Origin of the sequence: Salmonella sp. SAL04213 (genome assembly GCF_046550535.1) — a bacterium.
GTDB lineage: Bacteria > Pseudomonadota > Gammaproteobacteria > Enterobacterales > Enterobacteriaceae > Salmonella > Salmonella enterica.
Map to the genome: position 1 here is coordinate 318,142 of NZ_JBGDXS010000004.1, position 18,432 is coordinate 336,573.

An 18,432-nucleotide genomic window follows, 5' to 3' on the forward strand; every position below is an offset into this window, starting at 1 on the left:
GAGTTAAAACCTTAATCTAAAGACTTTAGATATTAAATAGCAAAAATAGTAATATAACCCTATAGAGTAATTTTTACCTGACATCTCTCTTTTGCTTTAAGGCGTAGTCAATATCTTTATTATTTTCGACAATGGAATATATTGCCACACCTGCTGGCATTATAAAACCATGATCAAAGCAAAGAGCAATGTCCAGTCTTCTTCCAAAAAAATCATCATGTTGAATTATGTTTTTTTGGTTTGAAATATAACTTTTAATGTCAGACATTCTGTCTATCCTTGTCTCACTCATAAATTACTCACTGAGTGCATAATTATTATAATTACAGATTTTTTCTTATTGTTCTTTCTTTAATTCGAGCGGCTTTAACATCTGCCTGATGAATCAACCCCGATTCTTTTTGCAAAATCTCTCGCAGGGGAAGAGAGAAATACTCACGCATAAACCGGAATATATCTCGCTGAGTCAGGCCAATATTCATTGAAGAAAAATAAAGCCCAATTAAATCTTTGTCACGCCAGCGAAGGGGAACGTGCTGGCGTATCTGCGCGCGATGCAGGTCGATTACGGAGATTTTTAAATCCTCTTCGCGACCAGTGAAAGGTAAATGCAGAAGAAAGTGGCAAATATAACAGTCGCGATGATTAATTCCCCCGGCGTGCATTTTACGTACCATAGTCGCAACACGCTTAATGATCATCCACTTCACCTGCGCGTCCGGTGGATTAACAGCCCAGTCAGCACAGTAGTCTTCAAGGCTAATGGTAGGCGTTAAATCTTCGGTGATAATAAATGATGTTCTGGTTAGCGGGTTTACGCCTTTTTCACCAAAACCAACGCCGTGCATCGTATCAACGCCCAGCTCATGTAGACGATGAATGGCGTGCCATTCTCTGTCAGCGCCCAGAACAGGCATACGTAACGAAATCAGGTTCTTCACAATTTCTTTCAGCGAAGTGCCTTTATGCCACTTCAGGAAGTAACTTTTGCCGTCCAGCTCAAACCGCAATGTTCGACGCGTCTCCAGCTCTCTGAACACTTCGCCCTGTAACGTTTTCACTTCCTCAAAAGCATCTTTACCGCGCCATAGTGTGGTTAACGGCGCTTTCAGCTCAACCATCTAAATCACCTGTAATAATATCTGCAGCCTTCTCCGGTAAGCTGTATAAATCCTGGGTATCAGCATAATACCGCGCATTTTCAGCCCAGGCGTTGCGTAAGGAAGGCTGTGTCAGCGCTTTGAGTAAAACCTCATTTAACGTATCCTGGCGGAATGGTTCAGTCATCGCTTCGCCACAGTTTGCATCCACAATATAATGTGCATAACCGCACACCGCTGTTGTCAGCACCGGCAAACCAGCAGTAATGGCTTCCAGCAAAACAATACCAGCAGCTTCCTGATAGGCTGGATGCAGTAAAAGGTCGGCTGCCGCCATTAACTCCGCGATATCATTACGTCCAGAGAAAAAATGTACATTCGTGCCGACGCCGCTTCTTTCAGCCAGTGCTGCAAACTTCTTCGGCTTATCCTGCCCGACAACATAGAGCACCGTATTTTGCCGTAAAGATTCGGGTAGCGATGCCAGCGCTTCAATAGAGCGATCCACACCTTTACGGGTAAAGTCAGATCCTACTTGCAACAGTAATTTTTGCTGTTCTGAGATACCATTTTTCTGACGATAAATTTGACGACTGTTCGGGATCTGTTGGCTATATTTTCTGTCCGGGTAAATCCCCGGAGGAAGAATATGGAAACGCTCCGCTTCAGTCTGATAATGTTTTTGGAAGTCAGCAATCTGCTTATTCGTCAGCATTAATAGTTGCGTCGGCTTGCCGTGTTCAAACGTGGCGCGTTCAAAAGCAGCATAATGCCGATAGCGTGATGTCAGGCGATAGAAAAAACCTTTTTCCTGTGCGACTTTTTCGGCATAACACACGTCTGCGGCGTAATACACATCAAGGCCAGGCATCTTATTGAATCCAACCACCCGATCGACAGGGTGGTCGCGCAAATGGTGTTGCACCCAGGCATAATATTCTGCGTTACGACCGTGGTTCGTCCGGGATTTAACCGGCACGCGGATTAATTCAAAATTATCCGGGCATTCCCCTTCCCATGACTGAGTATAAACACGAACCTGATGACCTCGCGCCGCCACGGTTTGGGCAATGCGCATAAAATCACGCTGCAGACCGCCAAAAGGAAAATATTTATATAAGCAAAAGGCAACTCTCATAGCAGGCTGTCCAAATCTATGGCGCGTGCCTCATGCGGCAGCATTTTTTCCGTCGCGGCGATAACATCTTCAGCCGGAATCACGGAAAGGTATTTTTTATTGCGATCAAGCTCATGCCGTTCAGGCATCGGCTGATAATTTCCTGCCCAAAACTGAATGATGTCGTCGGTCCAGGGACGCCAGAACACATGATCCGTCGCGCCGAACAGGCAAATGACCGGCGTTTTGACTGCTGCGGCAATATGACCAGGGGCCGAATCAACGCCGATAAAGAGATCCGCATGGTCAATCAACGCGCCCAATTCAGGAAAGCGAGTTTTACCCGCCAGACCAGTAACCGGTTTTGTTTCACAGCCGCGTGCAATAGCATCCACGCAGGCCATCTCGTCTGCGGCCGGGCCTGACGTCAGTACAACTTGATAACCGCGGCGCTGCACTGTATCAATAACCTGAGAGAATTTATCATTATCCCAGCACTTAAATAACTGCCGTGCCGTAGGCTGAATAACAACATATTGTCGGGTCACACCAAGTTGTTTGAGCTGTTGTCGCATGTTTTCCCAATGTTCCGGGCGATAGCTCATGGTGGTTTCCGTGACATACTGTTTTAGCGCTAACGGCTTTAGCGCGGATAATGTGCGCTCAACAGCATGTTCTCCCGCATAAGGTACTAAATGCGTAAAGCTTTTTTTCCATAAAGCAGACTGACGATTACCGAAATCCTGCGAGATTTTTATTTTTGCGTTTAAAAAACGCACAATAAGCGCCACGCTCCACTGATCGGTGAGATTGACGACCAGATCATACGAGTTAGCACGCAATTTTTTGATTAACGATAGCGCGTTTTTGATCTTCTCTTTTGTTCCTGCGCCTTTGTTACTGATGCCGTAGAGTGCATTAATCTCCGGATTTTCCGACAATATCGGTATGGTGTTCTGGTAAAGAAGCACATCGATTTTTGCATCGGGATAATTCTGCTTCAGCGTGCTGATGACAGGAGTGGTAAGTAACATGTCTCCATGAAAACGCATTTTTATAATCAGAATTCTTCGAAATGGCTTTTCCACAAGCGACTCTTTGGTTGAAATTGTCCGGATAAATAAGCAGAAAAAAGCACGCTACCGCCCCAGGCTTCACAGCAACCCGATGGCTAATACCGCACTCATTTTAGATGCGCTAGTGTAACACTTCTTTCGCAGCAATCCGATACGAATAATTTTTATACACAATCATTTTTTTAATCATAAATTCAAAGAGATATTAATTTATCCCTCTCTTATGAATGGTCATTCCCATTGTCTGGGGCGACAAGGGCGGCAAATTTCAATGGATTGCGTAAAAATGCAAAAATAATGGGGTTCAGCGCCTGGAATCCTCGCTTCTGAGCCAATTTGGCGCAAAAATGGGAAAAGTAATGGTAAAGCCCAGGCTAAATACATAGAATCCCCAGCACATCCATAAGTCAGCTATTTACTATGCTCGAATTGCTTTACACCGCTCTTCTCTACCTTATTCAGCCTCTGATCTGGATACGGCTTTGGGTGCGTGGACGTAAAGCGCCGGCCTATCGTAAGCGCTGGGGTGAACGCTACGGATTCTACCGCCGTCCGTTGAAACCGGGCGGAATCATGCTGCATTCCGTCTCGGTGGGCGAAACTCTGGCGGCCATCCCATTGGTCCGCGCTCTACGTCATCGCTATCCCGATCTGCCTATTACCGTAACGACCATGACGCCGACCGGCTCGGAGCGCGTCCAGTCCGCCTTTGGCAACGATGTTCAGCACGTTTACTTGCCTTATGATTTACCCGATGCGCTCAATCGTTTCCTCAATAAGATTGATCCTAAGCTGGTATTGATCATGGAGACTGAGCTCTGGCCAAATCTGATTGCTGCGCTACACAAACGTCATATTCCGCTGGTTATCGCTAATGCGCGGCTTTCCGCCCGCTCCGCCGCGGGTTATGCGAAGCTTGGCAAGTTTGTCCGTACGCTCCTGCGCCGTATCACCCTGATTGCCGCGCAAAACGAAGAAGATGGCGAACGCTTTGTGGCATTGGGCGCGAAGAACAATCAGGTCACGGTCACCGGCAGTCTGAAATTTGATATTTCAGTTACGCCGCAGTTGGCGGCTAAAGCCGTTACGCTACGCCGCCAGTGGGCGCCGCACCGTCCGGTCTGGATTGCCACCAGCACCCACGATGGCGAAGAGAGTATCGTTATCGCCGCTCACCAGGCGTTATTACATCAATTCCCGAATTTATTACTGATTCTGGTGCCCCGCCATCCGGAGCGTTTCCCGGATGCTATCAATCTTGTGCGTCAGGCAGGGTTAAGCTACATCACTCGCTCTTCGGGCGAAGTGCCGTCCGCCAGCACCCAGGTCGTGGTAGGCGATACCATGGGCGAATTAATGTTGCTCTATGGCATTGCCGATCTCGCCTTTGTTGGTGGTTCGCTGGTTGAACGCGGCGGTCATAACCCGCTGGAGGCCGCCGCTCATGCGATTCCGGTACTGATGGGTCCGCATACCTTTAACTTTAAAGATATTTGCGCCCGTCTGGATCAGGCGAGCGGACTTATCACGATTACCGATGCGGCTACGCTGGCAAAAGAAGTTTCCTCTTTACTGACCGACGCTGATTATCGTAATTTCTACGGACGTCACGCAGTTGAAGTGCTGTATCAAAATCAGGGCGCGCTCCAGCGTCTGCTGCAACTGCTGGAACCTTATCTGCCACCGAAAACGCATTGAGGACTGTCATGCAAAAACGGGCGATTTATCCAGGCACGTTTGATCCGATTACTAACGGTCATCTCGATATTGTGACGCGCGCAACGCAGATGTTCGACCATGTCATTCTGGCTATCGCCGCCAGCCCCGGCAAGAAACCCATGTTCACCCTGGACGAACGTGTGGCGCTGGCGCAAAAAGCGACCGCACACCTGGGTAACGTAGAGGTGGTAGGCTTTAGCGACCTGATGGCCAATTTCGCCCGCGACAGACAGGCGAATATCCTGATTCGTGGTCTGCGCGCGGTGGCGGATTTTGAATATGAAATGCAGTTGGCGCATATGAATCGCCATCTGATGCCGCAGCTGGAAAGCGTTTTCCTGATGCCGTCCAAAGAGTGGTCGTTTATTTCATCGTCGCTGGTCAAAGAAGTGGCACGCCATCAGGGCGATGTGACCCACTTTCTGCCGGACAATGTGCATCAGGCGCTAATGGATAAGTTGAAATAAGTTTCCTTCCTTGCCGGGCCTGGCGTTTTACTTCTGACAGTGACGGCAATAGAACGTCGCACGCTGTGCGTGTTTCGTTGCGACTATCGGCGTACCGCATACCCGACACGGCTCGCCTTTGCGCCCGTACACCTGCAACTCCTGCGCAAAATAGCCCGGTTTCCCATCGCTTTGCAGAAAATCCTTCAGCGTTGTCCCGCCTTGTTCAATAGAGCGCAGCAAAACGGCTTTAATCACCCGCGCCAGCAGGTCGCACTCCTCTGTCGAGAGTGACGACGCCAGGCGGTCAGGGTGAATACCAGCGGCAAACAGCGACTCGCTGGCGTAGATATTCCCCACGCCGACCACCAGCTTGTTATCCATCAGCCAGGGTTTAATCGCCGTCTTCTTCTTCGCGCATTTCTGCCGCAAATATTCGCCATTAAACTCATCGCTTAGCGGCTCCGGTCCCAGATGCGCCAGTACGTTATGCCCTTCCAGCTCTTTGGTCCATAACCAGGCGCCAAAGCGGCGAGGATCGGTATAACGTAGAATTTTGCCATTGCTCATCACCAAATCGACATGGTCGTGCTTTTCCGCCGGCAGCGCTTCCGACAGTATCCGCAAGCTTCCCGACATCCCCAGGTGAATAATTATCCAGCCGTCAGGCAGCTCCAGCAGTAAATATTTAGCACGACGCTGAACGCTAAGGACGGGTGTATCGCTCAGACGATAAATTTCATCTGAAACCGGCCAGCGCAGACGGCCGTTACGGATATGGGCGTGCAGGATAGTAGCGCCAACTAAATGGGGTTCAATACCCCGGCGGCTGGTTTCAACTTCGGGTAATTCAGGCATAACGTCTCCGGCTGTGTGGCAGGTCTCATTAATATGGGGACGGCCAGAAAACAAAAAACCCCGCCGAAGCGAGGTTTTTGTTACATCAAAGCGAGAATTATTTGATTTTCGCTTCTTTGTAGATCACGTGCTGACGAACAACTGGATCGAATTTTTTCAGTTCCAGTTTTTCCGGTTTAGTACGTTTGTTCTTCGTAGTGGTATAGAAGTGACCAGTACCAGCAGAAGAAACCAGCTTGATTTTCTCACGAATACCTTTAGCCATGATTTATTTCCTCTTAGTACTTAGTACTTTTCGCCACGGGCACGCAGTTCAGACAGAACTGTTTCGATGCCTTTTTTATCGATGATACGCATACCTTTAGCAGATACACGCAGGGTGACAAAACGCTTCTCGCTCTCAACCCAGAAACGGTGAGAGTGCAGGTTAGGCAGGAAACGGCGTTTAGTCGCGTTCAGTGCGTGGGAACGGTTGTTACCGGTCACCGGACGCTTGCCAGTAACTTGGCAGACTCGGGACATGTCTATTCTCCAAAAATCAAATTAGCTCGAGCTTCGTATGGGGTATCGGCGCCTCGTCAGGCTTTACAGCCTGGTCATCGCGCAGTTCTATTGAACTCTCGATTGCCAGGCCCAAATGCCAAACCCGAGATTCTCAAAGGTGGCGTAGTATACGCTGACCCGGCGATATGCTCAAGTCCCGAACAGACAAAGATCCCGATGGATCGCGCAAAGAATCTTAAATCCAGCCGCGTTCGGCAAAAGAAACGTACTCTCCGCGCCCAATTATCAGGTGATCGAGCACCCGGATATCCATAAACTGGCAACACTTTATCACGCGCTCAGTGATAAGTTTATCTGCTTTACTTGGCTCTGCGCAGCCTGAAGGGTGATTATGCGCCAGAATGACCGCTGAAGCATTGAGTTTAATCGCTTCCCGAACAATCTCACGCGGATGCACCTCTACGTGGTTAAGCGTGCCGGAAAACAGGCGGCTGTGCTGAAGCACCCGGTGCTGGGCATCAAGGAAGATCACCAGAAAGATCTCACGCTCTTCGCCCGTCAGTTGGCTTTGCAGAAATTCCCGCGTCATTTCCGGACTCAGCAACGCACTTTCCTCATTCATGCGCACGCTGTAATAGCGCCTTGCCAGCTCAGCAATGCCTTTCAACTGCGCGAATTTCGCCAGGCCGATGCCGTTTACGCCACGAAACTGCGCAAAGTCCGCCGACAGCAGGCCATACAGCGACCCAAAGTGCTGCAATATCTCTTTTGCCAACGTCATAACATCTTTTCCCGGCGTGCCGGTACGTAAAAAAAGCGCCAGCAACTCCACGTCGCTGAGGGAAGCAATGCCGGATCTGAGCATTTTTTCACGCGGTAATAATTCGTCCAACGTATCCATACGCGCACCTCCTTTTTTAAGGAAGCGGCATAGTGGCACAGCCTTTGGGAGAGATCGACGCCCCGATTTTGTTCTTGCGTAGCGCCTCGCAAAGTGGAGCGCAGGCAAAGACACGACGCCGTAGAGATTGTGATAAAATAGCCGCCTTTCAAAGTCACCCAACAGGAAAGACATGATGAGCCTGGCCGGTAAAAAAATTGTTCTCGGCGTTAGCGGCGGTATCGCTGCGTATAAAACGCCGGAGCTGGTGCGCCGTTTACGTGAGCGCGGCGCTGACGTGCGCGTGGCAATGACCGAGGCGGCAAAAGCCTTTATTACCCCCCTGAGCTTACAGGCAGTGTCGGGCTATCCCGTATCCGACAGTCTGCTTGACCCTGCCGCTGAAGCCGCGATGGGGCATATCGAGTTGGGGAAATGGGCCGACCTGGTGATTCTTGCCCCCGCGACCGCCGACCTGATCGCCCGTGTAGCATCGGGTATGGCTAATGATTTAGTCTCCACCATTTGCCTGGCGACGCCAGCCCCGGTGGCCGTGCTTCCGGCCATGAACCAACAGATGTACCGCGCTGCCGCCACGCAACATAATCTGGAGGTGCTCGCCTCTCGCGGCCTGTTCATTTGGGGGCCGGATAGCGGCAGTCAGGCGTGCGGCGACGTAGGCCCAGGCCGAATGCTGGACCCATTAGTTATCGTTGATAAGGCCACCGCGCAAATCGCTGCCGTCAACGATTTGCGACATCTTAATATCATGATTACGGCAGGCCCGACGCGCGAACCGCTCGACCCGGTGCGTTATATTTCCAACCACAGCTCAGGTAAAATGGGCTTCGCTATTGCGGCGGCCGCAGCGCGTCGCGGCGCAAATGTCACGCTGGTCTCCGGTCCCGTTTCGTTACCAACGCCGCCTTTTGTAAAACGGGTTGATGTCATAACCGCGCTGGACATGGAAGCCGCTGTTCAGGCCGCCGTTCAACAGCAGCACATTTTCATTAGCTGCGCCGCCGTGGCTGACTATCGCGCAGAGACTATCGCCAGTGAAAAAATCAAAAAACAGGCGGCGCAAGGTGATGAATTACTAATAAAAATGGTCAAAAACCCGGACATTGTCGCCGGGGTGGCCGCACTCAGTGACAATCGACCCTACGTTGTTGGGTTTGCCGCGGAAACGAATAATGTGGAAGAATACGCCCGGCAAAAACGTATCCGTAAAAACCTTGACCTGATTTGTGCAAATGATGTTTCACTTTCAAATCAAGGATTTAATAGCGATAAAAACGCTTTACACCTTTTCTGGCAGGATGGAGATAAAGTCTTACCGCTTGAGCGAAAAGAACTCCTGGGCCAATTATTACTCGACGAGATCGTGACCCGTTATGATGAAAAAAATCGACGTTAAGATTCTGGACCCGCGTGTTGGTCAGCAGTTTCCGCTGCCGACTTATGCTACTTCTGGTTCTGCCGGGCTTGACCTGCGCGCCTGTCTCGACGACGCCGTAGAACTGGCGCCTGGCGCAACGACGTTGGTGCCTACCGGATTGGCCATTCATATCGCCGATCCATCACTGGCGGCAGTCATGTTGCCGCGTTCTGGCCTGGGCCATAAACATGGTATCGTGCTGGGCAACCTGGTCGGGCTGATTGATTCCGATTATCAGGGGCAACTGATGGTTTCGATCTGGAACCGTGGTCAGGACAGTTTTACCATTGAACCGGGCGAACGTATCGCGCAAATGGTGTTTGTTCCGGTCGTTCAGGCCGAATTTAATCTGGTGGAAGCATTTGACGCCACCGAACGTGGCGAGGGCGGCTTCGGTCATTCTGGCCGTAAGTAAATTTTACGCATCCCCATAACGTCATAATACTGCCGCAAGCGCTGAGTTTGCGGTTATAGCGTGGGTGCTCGCCTGGCAAGTGCTTATTTTCAGGGGTATTTTGTAACATGGCAGAAAAACAAACTGCGAAAAGGAATCGTCGCGAAGAAATACTTCAGTCACTGGCGCTGATGCTTGAATCCAGCGATGGAAGCCAACGCATCACGACGGCAAAACTGGCGGCTTCGGTCGGCGTTTCCGAAGCGGCGCTATACCGCCATTTTCCCAGCAAGACCCGCATGTTCGATAGCCTGATTGAGTTTATCGAAGATAGTCTGATTACCCGTATCAATCTGATTTTAAAAGATGAAAAAAACACCAGCACGCGTTTGCGCCTGATTGTGTTGCTGATTCTGGGTTTTGGCGAACGCAACCCTGGCCTGACGCGCATTCTTACCGGGCACGCGCTGATGTTTGAACAGGATCGCCTGCAGGGGCGCATTAATCAGCTTTTTGAACGCATCGAAGCGCAGCTCCGCCAGGTGCTACGAGAAAAAAGAATGCGTGAAGGCGAAGGCTACACGACGGATGAAAATCTGCTGGCAAGCCAGCTGTTAGCCTTCTGTGAAGGTATGCTTTCACGGTTCGTGCGTAGCGAATTTAAATACCGCCCAACGGACGATTTCGACGCCCGCTGGCCGCTCATTGCCGCTCAGCTACAGTAACGCTGACTGGATAGTGGCTCACGCCTTATCCAGGCGACAGAAACATAGGCCCGGTAAAGCACCACCGGGCAATTCGCTTACACGCCAAATTCTTCCCGGTATGCTCGCACAGCCGCCAGATGCTCAGCCATATCAGGTTTTTCTTCCAGATAGGCAATCAGGTCTTTCAGCGTAATGATGGAGATAACCTTACAGCCATAGTCGCGCTCCACTTCCTGAATCGCGGAAATCTCGCCGCGGCCACGTTCCTGACGATCCAGCGAAATCAGTACGCCAGCCAGCGTAGCCCCGTGCGCCTGAATAATCTCCATCGACTCGCGAATCGCCGTACCTGCGGTAATCACGTCATCCACCAGCATCACGCGGCCCTGTAGCGCGCTGCCCACCAGACTCCCGCCTTCGCCATGATCTTTTGCCTCTTTGCGGTTAAAGCAGTACGGCAGGTCTTTATCGTGATGTTCCGCCAGCGCAACCGCCGTCGTCGTCGCGATCGGAATACCTTTGTACGCGGGGCCAAACAGCAGATCAAATTCAATACCGGAATCCACCAGCGCTTCGGCATAAAAACGGCCTAACAACGCCAGGTCGCGCCCGGTATTAAACAGCCCGGCGTTGAAGAAATAGGGGCTTTTGCGCCCGGATTTCAGCGTAAACTCGCCAAACTTTAGTACCTGCTTGTTAAGCGCAAACTCAATAAACTGGCGCTGATACGGTTTCATGGATTCGCTCCTTTTCTTACTTTCATCATTTACGAAATTTACGGACAAAAAAAAGGCGACTTTTCAGTCGCCTTAAAATCAATTTTCTAACGCCGCCTTCTGCGTCGCCACAATGGATTCAATTCCCCCTCGGGCAAGCGCCAACAAAGTGAGAAGTTCTTCATGGCTGAACGGCTCGCCTTCCGCGGTACCCTGTACTTCAATAATGCGGCCGTCTTCAGTCATCACGACGTTCATGTCGGTTTCTGCGGCGGAATCTTCAACATATTCCAGATCGCAGATCGCTTCGCCGTTAACGATGCCTACAGAAACCGCCGCCACCATGCCTTTCATCGGATTGGTTTTCAGCTTACCGTTGGCAACCAATTTATTCAGCGCATCCGCCAACGCCACGCAGGCACCGGTAATAGACGCTGTACGCGTACCGCCATCGGCCTGGATTACATCGCAGTCCAGCGTAATGGTAAATTCGCCGAGCGTTTTCAGATCGACCGCCGCACGCAGCGCACGCGCGATCAAACGCTGAATTTCCATAGTACGACCGCCCTGCTTACCCTTTGCCGCTTCGCGCGCATTACGGGTATGGGTAGCGCGAGGCAACATGCCATACTCTGCGGTGATCCACCCCTGGCCTTGTCCTTTCAGAAAACGTGGGACACCTTCTTCAATGGAGGCGGTGCACAACACTTTGGTATCTCCAAATTCGACCAGTACCGAGCCTTCAGCGTGTTTTGTATAGTTACGGGTCAGGGTTACGGGACGCACCTGATTAGCGCTACGGCCTGCTGGACGCATATTGAGATCTCCGGCTTAAAACGAATGTGGCTGCGCATTATACGGACTTCCGATGGTTATTCCTATCCTGACAAGGCCTGGATAGCTATAATCCCCTCATCTCTCCTTTAAAAACGGGAACATCTATGATCCGCAGTATGACCGCCTACGCCCGGCGTGAAATCAAGGGTGAATGGGGTAGCGCGACCTGGGAAATGCGCTCGGTAAACCAGCGTTATCTGGAAACTTACTTTCGTCTGCCGGAACAGTTCCGTAGTCTTGAACCCGTCGTGCGCGAACGCATTCGTACACGCCTGACGCGCGGCAAAGTCGAATGTATGCTGCGTTTTGAACCCGATGCCAGCGCGCAAGGCGAGCTTATTCTGAATGAAAAGCTCGCGAAACAATTAGTTAGCGCCGCAAACTGGGTCAAAATGCAGAGCGACGAAGGGGAAATCAATCCGGTTGATATTTTGCGCTGGCCAGGTGTCATGGCGGCGCAAGAGCAGGATCTGGACGCGATTGCCGCAGAAATTTTAGCCGCGCTGGACGGTACGCTGGATGACTTTATCGTCGCGCGCGAAACGGAAGGCCAGGCGCTGAAAGCGCTGATTGAACAACGTCTGGAAGGCGTCAGCGCCGAAGTAGCGAAAGTCCGCGCGCATATGCCGGAAATCCTGCAATGGCAGCGTGAACGCCTGGTCGCGAAGCTGGAAGATGCTCAGGTTCAGTTGGAAAACAACCGTCTGGAGCAAGAGCTGGTGATGATGGCGCAGCGCATTGATGTGGCGGAAGAGCTGGATCGTCTGGAAGCGCACGTCAAAGAGACTTACAACATTCTGAAGAAAAAAGAGGCGGTGGGTCGCCGTCTGGACTTTATGATGCAAGAATTTAACCGTGAGTCGAACACCCTGGCCTCCAAATCCATCAACGCTGATGTAACTAACTCCGCTATTGAATTAAAAGTGTTGATCGAGCAAATGCGCGAGCAAATCCAGAATATTGAATAATTCTGGCGCTCAATATGTCACAGAGCCCGCCTTATGCGGGCTCTCGCGTTTATCGGTAGTACGTTTTTAATTTCCGGCGAATAGCGTCGATAAGGCGCCGCTTCCACTCTACCGTCGAAGCCCGATACTGCATAAAAATAGCGCCTTCCGCCTGCTCCCCGGCAAGCGGCAGGACAAAAAGACCGCGCTTATCGGATAAATTTTCATACCAGGGGCGCGGTACAATCGCCATTAGCGGCGCCGACTGGACAGCAGGCGCCAGTTGACTGTAATCATGACAAACAAACGTCAGCGGACGTTCAAACCCGGCACGAGCCTGCTGCCTGTCCAGTTCGTTGTTCTCTTTTGTCCACGGCAAACAGTAAATGTGTTGATAATGCTGTAGATCAGCAAAATTCAACGCTGTGGCATTCTCCAGACGTGAACGCAATGGCGCGCCATAAACCGCGATCAAACGCGTCGTCCCCACCCGCTCGTAATGCAGAGCGCTGACCTGCTTTTGATGGTCGCCAATTGCCAGCACCAAATCAACCGAGCTATCCAACAGTTCATCACGCCAGGGTCGGCGGGCAAAAGGAAGGCACTCGATCACCGCCTGATGAAGATGACCTTTCTCTGCGAGAACGGGCGTAAGCAGCGCGTTCAATGCGGGAGGAAGTACCACCCGAAAACAACGGGAGCCGTTCTCTTTATCGCCAAACAGCTCCTCATTAAGCGAAACAAACACAGGCACCAATTTGTCACGCAGCGCCTGCGCATAAGGCGTAGCAATCTGGCGGTTCCCTTCCCGTCGAAACAACGGATCGTTTAGCGCATCGCGCAATCTCATTAGCGCATGACTTACCGCAGAAGGCGACAAAGCCAGCTTTTGCGCCGTTTTCCCCGTAGAGCTCGTCTCCAGCAGCACATAGAGTACTTTTAACAGGTTCATATCCATTTGCAGCAAGTTCATTAAACGTCTCTCTTATTGAACCTGGCTAAATTACTGCCAGGTATACTGCGGGCGCTTCAATCAGGAGAACATTATGAATCGCTATGCATTATTCTTTGTATGTATATTTTCAACATCAGCACTTCCTGCCATGGCGGCATTAGATCCTTCACAACCGTTATCACCCGCGCCTCCGTTATCACTGTTTAAAGCGTGGGCTAAGCCTATAAAGCCGTTTCAAATCACAGAAGGCGTGTGGTATGTCGGCACGAAAAATCTCTCTTCTATTCTGCTGACCACTCCGGCAGGGCATATTCTTATTGATGCGGGGTTGGATGAAAGCGCACCGCAAATTAAAGCGAATATTGAAGCGGCAGGATTCCGCCTCACAGACATACGCTATCTATTGAACAGCCATGCGCGGCTGGATCAAGCGGGGGGCATGGCACGTTTGAAAGCGTGGAGCGGCGCACAATTGGTCGCCAGCCAACCCAACGCCGATCAGATGGCGAGGGGTGGACGAGAGGATTTTGCGCTTGGCGATGCGCTCCCCTTCCCGCCCGTCACCACTGATAAAATTATCCACAACCAGGAAAGCATCAGCCTCGGAGGGATAACCGTGACAGCACTATTCACGCCTGGACATCTACCCGGCTCAACCTCCTGGCGCGTAACGCTTCGCAACGGCAAGACGCTAATTTACGCAGATAGTCTCGCCACGCCCGACTATCTGCTGATTAACAACAAAAATTACCCTGACCTGGTTACTGATATTCAGGGTAGCTTTAAGACACTGGCCGCCCAGCATGTTGATATCTTTATTGCCAACAAAGGTGACCGCTTCGGGCTACTGGAGAAACGACAGCAACTTCGCAACGGCGATACACAGGCATTCTTTGATTCCAATGGCTTGCAACAGTATGTGGAACGCTCGCGCCAGCGCTTCATCACACAACTTACCGCACAGCAGCCACAATGAAATGACTCACTGGCGGCGCGTCCAGGGCGCCGTTCAGGTAATTTATCTAAGTCAAAACAGAAAAACCTCGCATACAATAAACCACAAAAATTGCTTTCAATTTATTGATATTTATAATAAATAATTATTAATCATAAATTTAAAATCATTACTAAAATTTATTAATCGTGTAATGCCTTAGAAAATCTCAATCGTGATACAGCGCACAAATCGTTAATCTTCGCCCCCAGTAAATTAGGGGGAAATCATGCTGTTGCACGTTCTTTATTTAATTGGCATCACTGCCGAGGCCATGACGGGCGCACTCGCTGCGGGTCGTCGTCGCATGGATACATTCGGCGTAATTATTATTGCTACCGCCACCGCCATTGGTGGAGGCTCGGTTCGCGACATTCTGCTCGGTCACTATCCGCTGGGTTGGGTGAAGCATCCCGAATATGTCATTATTGTGGCGACTGCCGCTGTATTGACCACCATTGTTGCCCCCGTCATGCCCTATTTACGCAAGCTTTTCCTGGTACTTGACGCGCTGGGGTTGGTGGTTTTCTCTATTATTGGCGCTCAGATAGCCCTTGATATGGGCGAAGGGCCAATTATCGCCGTGGTAGCCGCCGTCACTACCGGCGTCTTTGGCGGCGTGCTCCGCGATATGTTCTGCAAACGCATTCCACTGGTGTTTCAAAAAGAGCTATATGCCGGCATTTCGTTCGCCTCGGCGGTGCTCTATATTGCGCTGCAACATTACGTCATGAATCCGGATGTCGTCGTTATCTCTACGCTACTGTTTGGCTTTACAGCAAGGTTATTAGCGCTACGTCTTAAACTTGGCCTGCCGGTATTTTATTACCGCCATGAAGGGCACTAAGACCCAAATCCTGGAATATGCTGAGCAGCCAGCCATCTGCTCAGCGTTTTGATCTGCGGATTATCCCGCCAGTCGATGACTCTCCCGGCACGACGCTCGCCCGTCGCTGGCAACTGCCGCCAGTGTTGCTCTGTTCGCATTAATAACTGCTCCCATGAACGATCGCCGCTGGCCTGTAATGCGGCCTGCGTTAAGGGGATATCCATCGCCATGATCCAGCGGGTAAACGGCTGCCGGCGCGCCAGGTTAAATTGCCGCCATATCTGCTCGCTTTTTCCTTTAGCAAAGCCTGGCGTGTTGGCTATTTGCGCTGACGTCAGGGTAAGCCAGGAGAAGATATGCTCAAAGCGATGCGTCTGATGCAAAGCCCGCCAGCTGGCTTCACCCATTCCGTCCAGACCCAACGCCGACCGTGACCCCAGCCATACCAGCCTGGAGATAAACTGTTCCTGACATGTTGCCGACGCGTAAAAGCAGGTCAGCGAGTTGAAATGGCTATCAGGCGGTACAGGCTTACTCCGCTCACGACTCCGCCAGACGACCTCATCAAGCCGGGGAATGCCTTGCCCGGCCAGACTCACCAGGATCTGATCGCCCGGCGCGATATCCCACGCTTCCCAGCGTTTCACAGAACCGATATTGACCCGCTGAACCCGCTTATCATCCAATATAACGGGGACAAGCGACGCTACTACGGTAATTTTGCCGCTTTTCCCCACCGAGAACTGAATAGCGCTCACTTGCGCGACCTGCGCTACTGGCGGATATTTCCATGCTGCCAGCCAGTCGCCCTGCCCGGGTCGCCAGTGTTGTGACGCAGGTTCTTTAGCCATGCGTATCACTACGCCATCCGTTACAAAGGGTAATGCTGACGTCAGCCATGACTGGCGCGCCCGTTCGACCTCGCTGGCATTTTTTACCGCCAGGGTATATTTATTCGTCAGACTGAATCCAGCCTTAGCAAGTTGGCTTAATCTTTCGGGCATATTTGCCGGACCGTCCGGCCACGCCCAAATAAAAATACCCAACGAATTTAGCGCGGAGGCGTTATCCTGGCGCATTAACATTCCTGCGACTTTCGAGCGCGCATTCATCCCGCCCATCCGTTGCTGGATATGCCCCTCGCGCTGTAGAAAGATTTCGCCCTGCAACACCGCGTTAGCTAGCGCGCCTTGTGTTGTCTGCGGTATAGAGGGGATCAGGCGAATTTTTGGCGTCCAGTCCTCGCCTTGTAGTCCGTTACCCCGGCTGATAGCCCTGGTCAGTTTACCGTTTTGATAAACCAGCGTTACCGCTACGCCATCCACTTTTGGCTGTACCCAAAGCTCGCTGCGCCCGCGCATCCACTGTTCTACCGCCTGTCGGTCCGCGAGTTTACGTACGCCCGTGTGCGCAACAGGGTGCATTGTTGTACCGTTTAACGGCGGTGAAACCGGAGTAGATGAAACATCCTGACCAACACAGCGTTGCCACTGAACCAGCCTTGCGCTGAGTTGGTCGTACACACTATCGTCAACCGCGCTAACCCCTTGTTTCCAGTAGATGTCATTCCAGTCAGCGAGCTGTTGCTGTAAACGGGCGATTTCTTCAGCGGCCCTTGCTGGCGGCCAGGCCGGGCAAAGCGCCCCACTCTGCGAATGCCACAATAAAATTCCCCACGCCATACTTTTCCATAATCTCATCACGACCTCCTGCGCACATTGCCCGGCAGGTATAGCGCTTTAGTGAATAAAAACCGACAGGTAAAAATGCATCATCCGAGCCGCTTTCCAGATTTTTTGGTGGGTTGCTGCAACGACGCGATAAAAGCGGAAAAAGGGACGCAAAATGCAATAATCTGGCGCAAAAAGTGTGACAAAGACTACGTCGCATAACGGCGATGTGTATAATAAGCCCGTATCAAGGCTCTATTTCGATAATCACAGACGTAAGATACTCATGGCTCAAGGTACGCTTTATATTGTTTCTGCCCCCAGTGGCGCGGGTAAATCCAGCCTGATTCAGGCTTTATTAAAAACCCAACCGTTGTATGACACTCAGGTTTCCGTTTCACATACCACGCGCGCGCCGCGTCCGGGTGAAGTGCACGGTGAGCACTATTTCTTTGTAAATCATGATGAGTTTAAAACCATGATTGGCAGGGAGGCGTTTCTGGAGCACGCGGAAGTGTTTGGCAATTACTACGGCACTTCGCGCGAAACCATTGAGCAAGTGCTGGCAACCGGCGTTGATGTTTTTCTGGATATCGACTGGCAGGGCGCCCAGCAAATTCGCGAAAAGATGCCGCAAGCACGCAGCATTTTTATTTTGCCGCCGTCAAAGATCGAATTGGATCGCCGTTTACGCGGCCGCGGGCAAGATAGCGAAGAAGTCATTGCCAAACGAATGGCGCAAGCGGTTGCAGAAATGAGCCATTACGCCGAATATGATTATCTTATTGTGAATGACGACTTTGATACCGCGTTAAGCGACTTGAAAACCATCATTCGCGCTGAACGTCTGCGTATGAGCCGCCAAAAGCAGCGTCATGACGCTTTAATCAGCAAATTGTTGGCAGACTGAACCCACTTTCAGTATCATGCCCAGTCATTTCTTCACCTGTGGAGCATTTTAAGTATGGCACGCGTAACTGTTCAGGACGCTGTAGAGAAAATTGGTAACCGTTTTGACCTGGTACTGGTCGCCGCGCGTCGCGCTCGTCAGATGCAGGTAGGCGGAAAGGATCCGCTGGTACCGGAAGAAAACGATAAAACTACCGTTATCGCGCTGCGCGAAATCGAAGAAGGTCTGATTAACAACCAGATCCTTGACGTCCGCGAGCGCCAGGAACAGCAAGAGCAGGAAGCCGCTGAATTACAAGCCGTTACCGCTATTGCTGAAGGTCGTCGTTAATCACA

Annotated in this window: 21 protein-coding genes and 1 pseudogene; 10 read left to right on the top strand and 12 right to left on the bottom strand. The window is 51.2% G+C overall.

From position 1 onward, the window contains the following. Positions 1-106 precede the first annotated feature (106 nt). The 4 genes and pseudogenes from ACLJPQ_RS13270 to rfaQ form a co-directional block, all read right to left on the bottom strand. A pseudogene (locus tag ACLJPQ_RS13270) lies at positions 107-268 on the bottom strand (glycosyltransferase family 8 protein); the annotation flags it as partial. A gap of 55 nt (positions 269-323) precedes the next feature. Next, entirely contained in the window at positions 324-1,121 is a 798-nt protein-coding gene (gene rfaP, locus ACLJPQ_RS13275; RefSeq protein WP_000229825.1) for a lipopolysaccharide core heptose(I) kinase RfaP, read from the bottom strand. Then, positions 1,114-2,238: a glycosyltransferase family 4 protein gene (locus ACLJPQ_RS13280; protein ID WP_023993466.1), complete on the bottom strand. Its 1,125-nt coding sequence runs from the start codon at positions 2,236-2,238 to the stop codon at positions 1,114-1,116. The genes rfaP and ACLJPQ_RS13280 overlap by 8 nt, the downstream gene beginning before the upstream one ends. Beyond that, on the bottom strand, positions 2,235-3,305 hold the full coding sequence (rfaQ, locus tag ACLJPQ_RS13285; RefSeq protein ID WP_080184955.1) for a lipopolysaccharide core heptosyltransferase RfaQ: 1,071 nt from the start codon (positions 3,303-3,305) through the stop codon (positions 2,235-2,237). The genes ACLJPQ_RS13280 and rfaQ overlap by 4 nt, the downstream gene beginning before the upstream one ends. A gap of 408 nt (positions 3,306-3,713) precedes the next feature. On the opposite strand from rfaQ, the gene waaA reads away from it, so the two are divergent. Together waaA and coaD are read left to right on the top strand one after the other, a co-directional pair. Continuing rightward, complete coding sequence (gene waaA, locus ACLJPQ_RS13290) at positions 3,714-4,991, top strand: lipid IV(A) 3-deoxy-D-manno-octulosonic acid transferase (protein WP_000891582.1); 1,278 nt, start codon at positions 3,714-3,716, stop codon at positions 4,989-4,991. A gap of 8 nt (positions 4,992-4,999) precedes the next feature. Then, positions 5,000-5,479, top strand: a complete 480-nt coding sequence (gene coaD / locus ACLJPQ_RS13295; RefSeq protein WP_001171884.1) for a pantetheine-phosphate adenylyltransferase — start codon at positions 5,000-5,002, stop codon at positions 5,477-5,479. A gap of 27 nt (positions 5,480-5,506) precedes the next feature. Here coaD and mutM read toward each other — a convergent pair whose 3' ends face one another. From mutM to radC, 4 genes are all read right to left on the bottom strand, one after another. Continuing rightward, positions 5,507-6,316 carry a bifunctional DNA-formamidopyrimidine glycosylase/DNA-(apurinic or apyrimidinic site) lyase gene (gene mutM / locus ACLJPQ_RS13300; protein ID WP_001114516.1) on the bottom strand — a complete coding sequence of 270 codons (810 nt, stop codon included), beginning with the start codon at positions 6,314-6,316 and terminating at the stop codon, positions 5,507-5,509. Positions 6,317-6,413: 97 nt separating this feature from the next. Then, on the bottom strand, positions 6,414-6,581 hold the full coding sequence (gene rpmG, locus ACLJPQ_RS13305) for a 50S ribosomal protein L33 (protein ID WP_001051798.1): 168 nt from the start codon (positions 6,579-6,581) through the stop codon (positions 6,414-6,416). Between the two features lie 20 nt (positions 6,582-6,601). Next, positions 6,602-6,838, bottom strand: coding sequence for a 50S ribosomal protein L28 (gene rpmB / locus ACLJPQ_RS13310; protein WP_001519051.1), 237 nt, complete (start codon positions 6,836-6,838; stop codon positions 6,602-6,604). A gap of 217 nt (positions 6,839-7,055) precedes the next feature. Then, a complete protein-coding gene (radC, locus tag ACLJPQ_RS13315; protein WP_000380129.1) occupies positions 7,056-7,721 on the bottom strand; it encodes a RadC family protein in 666 nt (221 codons plus the stop codon). A 175-nt stretch (positions 7,722-7,896) separates the two neighbouring features. On the opposite strand from radC, the gene coaBC reads away from it, so the two are divergent. From coaBC to slmA, 3 genes are all read left to right on the top strand, one after another. After that, a complete protein-coding gene (gene coaBC, locus ACLJPQ_RS13320) occupies positions 7,897-9,117 on the top strand; it encodes a bifunctional phosphopantothenoylcysteine decarboxylase/phosphopantothenate--cysteine ligase CoaBC (RefSeq protein ID WP_161976247.1) in 1,221 nt (406 codons plus the stop codon). After that, the gene (gene dut / locus ACLJPQ_RS13325; RefSeq protein WP_000976078.1) at positions 9,095-9,553 is read left to right on the top strand and encodes a dUTP diphosphatase; all 459 of its coding nucleotides are present in this window, start codon (positions 9,095-9,097) and stop codon (positions 9,551-9,553) included. Before coaBC ends, dut begins: the two co-directional genes overlap by 23 nt. Positions 9,554-9,660: 107 nt before the next feature. Next, entirely contained in the window at positions 9,661-10,257 is a 597-nt protein-coding gene (slmA, locus tag ACLJPQ_RS13330; RefSeq protein ID WP_000818607.1) for a nucleoid occlusion factor SlmA, read from the top strand. 77 nt (positions 10,258-10,334) lie between these two features. Here the strand turns inward: slmA and pyrE are convergent, their stop codons facing one another. After that, the gene (pyrE, locus tag ACLJPQ_RS13335; protein ID WP_000806167.1) at positions 10,335-10,976 is read right to left on the bottom strand and encodes an orotate phosphoribosyltransferase; all 642 of its coding nucleotides are present in this window, start codon (positions 10,974-10,976) and stop codon (positions 10,335-10,337) included. Between the two features lie 78 nt (positions 10,977-11,054). Then, positions 11,055-11,771 carry a ribonuclease PH gene (gene rph / locus ACLJPQ_RS13340; protein ID WP_001247078.1) on the bottom strand — a complete coding sequence of 239 codons (717 nt, stop codon included), beginning with the start codon at positions 11,769-11,771 and terminating at the stop codon, positions 11,055-11,057. 125 nt (positions 11,772-11,896) lie between these two features. Here rph and ACLJPQ_RS13345 point away from each other — a divergent pair, with 125 nt between their 5' ends. Next, positions 11,897-12,760, top strand: coding sequence for a YicC/YloC family endoribonuclease (locus ACLJPQ_RS13345; protein WP_000621352.1), 864 nt, complete (start codon positions 11,897-11,899; stop codon positions 12,758-12,760). Between the two features lie 49 nt (positions 12,761-12,809). Here ACLJPQ_RS13345 and ACLJPQ_RS13350 read toward each other — a convergent pair whose 3' ends face one another. Beyond that, positions 12,810-13,712, bottom strand: a complete 903-nt coding sequence (locus tag ACLJPQ_RS13350) for a LysR family transcriptional regulator (RefSeq protein WP_080184953.1) — start codon at positions 13,710-13,712, stop codon at positions 12,810-12,812. 73 nt (positions 13,713-13,785) lie between these two features. On the opposite strand from ACLJPQ_RS13350, the gene ACLJPQ_RS13355 reads away from it, so the two are divergent. Next, positions 13,786-14,670 (top strand): HARLDQ motif MBL-fold protein, encoded by an 885-nt coding sequence (locus ACLJPQ_RS13355; protein WP_080184952.1) that lies wholly within the window; start codon positions 13,786-13,788, stop codon positions 14,668-14,670. Positions 14,671-14,917: 247 nt separating this feature from the next. Continuing rightward, the gene (locus tag ACLJPQ_RS13360; protein WP_000924334.1) at positions 14,918-15,535 is read left to right on the top strand and encodes a trimeric intracellular cation channel family protein; all 618 of its coding nucleotides are present in this window, start codon (positions 14,918-14,920) and stop codon (positions 15,533-15,535) included. Here ACLJPQ_RS13360 and ligB read toward each other — a convergent pair. Continuing rightward, complete coding sequence (ligB, locus tag ACLJPQ_RS13365) at positions 15,532-17,217, bottom strand: NAD-dependent DNA ligase LigB (RefSeq protein WP_080184951.1); 1,686 nt, start codon at positions 17,215-17,217, stop codon at positions 15,532-15,534. The two genes, ACLJPQ_RS13360 and ligB, sit on opposite strands and share 4 nt — an antisense overlap. 256 nt (positions 17,218-17,473) lie before the next feature. Between ligB and gmk the strand changes: the two genes are divergently transcribed. Both gmk and rpoZ read left to right on the top strand, forming a co-directional pair. Continuing rightward, entirely contained in the window at positions 17,474-18,097 is a 624-nt protein-coding gene (gene gmk, locus ACLJPQ_RS13370) for a guanylate kinase (protein WP_000046966.1), read from the top strand. Positions 18,098-18,151: 54 nt separating this feature from the next. Next, positions 18,152-18,427, top strand: coding sequence for a DNA-directed RNA polymerase subunit omega (rpoZ, locus tag ACLJPQ_RS13375; protein ID WP_000135058.1), 276 nt, complete (start codon positions 18,152-18,154; stop codon positions 18,425-18,427). The last annotated feature ends 5 nt before the right edge of the window (positions 18,428-18,432 follow it).